3 protein-coding genes are annotated in these 3,313 nt (G+C 71.7%); 2 read left to right on the forward strand and 1 reads right to left on the reverse strand.

Annotated features, from left to right (window positions below):
• Positions 1–251: 251 nt before the first annotated feature.
• Positions 252–1,103 (forward strand): aldo/keto reductase, encoded by an 852-nt coding sequence (locus AB0M20_RS33890; RefSeq protein WP_364304422.1) that lies wholly within the window; start codon positions 252–254, stop codon positions 1,101–1,103.
• Positions 1,104–1,122: 19 nt separating this feature from the next.
• A complete protein-coding gene (locus AB0M20_RS33895; protein WP_364304423.1) occupies positions 1,123–2,568 on the forward strand; it encodes an MFS transporter in 1,446 nt (481 codons plus the stop codon).
• Between the two features lie 21 nt (positions 2,569–2,589).
• Here the strand turns inward: AB0M20_RS33895 and AB0M20_RS33900 are convergent, their stop codons facing one another.
• Positions 2,590–3,303: a helix-turn-helix domain-containing protein gene (locus tag AB0M20_RS33900; RefSeq protein WP_364304424.1), complete on the reverse strand. Its 714-nt coding sequence runs from the start codon at positions 3,301–3,303 to the stop codon at positions 2,590–2,592.
• Between the last annotated feature and the right edge of the window lie 10 nt (positions 3,304–3,313).

The raw sequence follows: 3,313 nt of genomic DNA on the forward strand, positions 1-3,313 counted from the left end.
CACGGTGACCTGGCAGTACCGCTACGAGCCGGTGCCCGGGCCGTACGCGCCGCAGACCGCGCAGAACGTGATGGACTCGCTCACCGACCAGATGCGCTCCGTCCTCGACCTGCGTCGCCAGGCGCGGGCGAGGCCTTGATGCACGACCGGCGTGTGCCAGATCTCGTTTCTGCCCACGGGCCCGCGGCGATGATCCGGCGTAGGTTCGCTGTGAGAGCGCAGACGGTCATGAAGGCAGGGGAGTCGTTACGGTGAGCACACCACAGGCCGGTGCCGCGGGCACGATCGACCTCGGCGGGGACCTCACGGTCAACCGCCTCGGCTACGGCGCCATGCGGGTCACCGGTGACGGGATCTGGGGCGAGCCGAAAAGCCGCGACGAGGCCAAGAGGGTTCTGCGCCGGGTGGTCGAGCTCGGCGTCGACTTCATCGACACCGCGGACTCGTACGGGCCGGACGTCAGCGAGATCCTGATCGCCGAGGCGCTGCACCCGTACCCGGAGAATCTGGTGATCGCCACCAAGGGCGGCCTGGTGCGTCCCGGTCCGGGCCAGTGGGTTCCCGACGGCCGGCCGGAGCACCTGCGCGAGGCGCTCGAGGGCAGCCTGCGCCGGCTCCGGCTCGACCAGATCCCGCTCTACCAGTTCCACCGCATCGACCCGAACGTGCCGCTGGAGGACTCGATCGGCGCGATCGCCGAGCTCAAGGCGGAAGGCAAGATCCGGCACGTCGGCGTCTCCAACTTCACCGAGGAGCAGCTGCGCGCCGCCCAGCGGATCACGCCGATCGTCTCGATCCAGAACCGCTACAACGTCGACGACCGCAACTCGGAGTCGCTGGTCGACCTGTGCGAGCAGGAGCGGCTGGTGTTCCTGCCGTGGGCGCCGATCCAGGACCACGGCGGCAACAGCGCCGTTCAGGAGGCCGCGGCCAAGTACGGCGTCACCGCGCACCAGATCGTGCTGGCGTGGCTCCTGGCCCGCTCGCCGTCGATCCTGCCGATCCCGGGCACCGGTTCGGTCGGCCATCTGGAGGAGAACGTCGCGGCCGCCGGCCTCGAGCTGACCCCGGCCGAGGTCGCCGCGATCAGCGGCCTCAACTGAGCCCCGGGAGCCACGGACGGTGACGGACAACGAGGTCGGGCTGCGTTCCGAACGCGGCCCGGTCCTGATCGCGGTCATGCTCTCCACCGGCCTGGTGGCGATCGACGCGACGATCATCGCCACCGCGGTGCCGTCGATCGTGAAGGAGATCGGCGGCTTCACCGAGTTCCCCTGGCTGTTCTCGATTTACCTGCTGGCACAGGCCGTGTCGGTGCCGATCTACGGCAAGCTGAACGACCTGTTCGGCCGCAAGCCGGTGATCCTCTGGGGCATCGGCCTGTTCCTGCTGGGCTCGATCCTGTGCGGCCTGGCCTGGAGCATCTGGCCGCTGATCATCTTCCGCGTCGTGCAGGGCCTCGGCGCCGGGGCGATCATGCCGACCACGATCACCATCGTCGGCGACCTCTACTCGGTCCGCGAGCGCGCCAAGGTGCAGGGTTACGTGGCCAGTGTGTGGGGCATCTCGTCGGTGGTCGGACCGACCCTGGGCGGCGTGTTCGCCGAGTGGGTGTCCTGGCGCTGGATCTTCTTCGTCAACATCCCGCTGTGCCTGCTGGCCGGCGTGATGATCCTGCGCGGTTTCAAGGAGCGGATCGACCGCCGGACCACGGCGATCGACTACCGTGGCGCCGCGCTGCTCACCGTCGGCCTGACCCTGGTGATCCTGGGTGTCCTCGAGGGCGGCCAGGCGTGGGCGTGGGATTCGCCGATCAGCCTTGCCGTGCTCGGCGTCGGGCTGGTGCTGCTGGTGGTCTTCGGGTTCGTGGAGCGCACCGCGGCGGCGCCGGTGCTGCCGCTGTGGGTGTTCCGGCGACGGCTGCTGGTCACCAGTGGCCAGCTGGCGGTCGGCGTGGGGGCGATCCTGATCGGCCTCAGCTCCTACGTTCCGGTGTACGTGCAGGACGTGCTGGGCAGCGGCCCGCTGGTCGCCGGGTTCGCCCTCGCCGCGCTCACCCTGGGCTGGCCGATCTCGGCCAGCCAGGCCGGCAAGGTCTATCTGCGCGTCGGTTTCCGCGCGTGTGCGCTGATCGGCATGGCGCTGGTCCTCGCCGGCGTCGCGTTGTTGCTGCTGCTCGACCAGCAGTCGTCGGTGTTCGAGGTGGGCGCCTTCTGCCTGGTGATCGGTTTCGGCATGGGGCTCACCGCGGCGCCCACGCTGATCGCCGCCCAGTCCAGCGTGGGCTGGGCCGACCGCGGCGTGGTGACGGCGAACAACATCTTCCTGCGGTCGGTGGGCAGCGCGGTGGGCGCCGCGGTCTTCGGCGCGATCGCCAACGCCGTGGTCGGCACGGGCGCGGTCGACCCGGCCCGGCTGACCGACGCCGTGCACCGGATCTTCATCGGCATGCTGCTGGTGGCGGTCGTGATGGTGGTGCTGGCCGCGCTGATTCCGCGGGCGGCGGATGCGGCCACCGCCGAGCCGGCTGCCGTCGCCGACGGAGACCGCCGGGTCCCGGCGGAGTGAGTTGCGGCCCCGGGCCGGCCGTCAGAGGGCTCGGAAGGCGGTGCGGTACTCCTCCGGGCCGATGCCGCGGACCCGCCGGAAGTGTCGCCGCAGGGTGTCCACGCTGCCGAACCCGCATCGGCGGGCCACCGCCGCGATCGTCGTGTCCGCCCGTTCCAGCAGCTGCTCCGCCCTCCTGACCCGCTGCTCGCGCACCCACGCCGCGGGGGTCGCGCCGGTCGCCGCCGTGAAATGCCGGATGAAGGTGCGCGGCGACATCGCGGCGCGGGCGGCCAGCGCCTCCACCGACAGGTCCTCGTCCAGGTGGTCGGCGGCCCAGTCGAGCAGCTCGGCCAGGCCCGGCCCGGTGTGCGGCGGCGTGACCGGCCGCCGGGAGAACTGCGCCTGCCCACCGCTGCGGTGCGCCGGCACCACCATCTCGCGGGCCACCCGGTTCGCCACGTCCGAGCCGTGCTCGCGGCGGATCAGGTGCAGGCAGAGGTCGATCGCCGCGGCGGCGCCGGCGCTGGTGGCGATCTGGCCGTCCACCGCGTATATCCGGTCGGCGTCCACGGTGACCTGCGGATACATCTTCGCGAGATCCTCGGCGTACGCCCAGTGGGTGGTAGCCGTCCGGCCGTCGAGGAGGCCGGTGGCGGCCAGGGTGAACGCGCCGGTGCACAGGGCGGCGATCGTCGCGCCCCGGTCGGCCGCCCGGTGCAACGCCGCGGTAAGCGAGGGGTCCGGCGGCGGCACCGGCGGTGAC

Source organism: Actinoplanes sp. NPDC051633, assembly GCF_040681735.1.
Classification (GTDB): Bacteria; Actinomycetota; Actinomycetes; order Mycobacteriales; family Micromonosporaceae; genus Actinoplanes.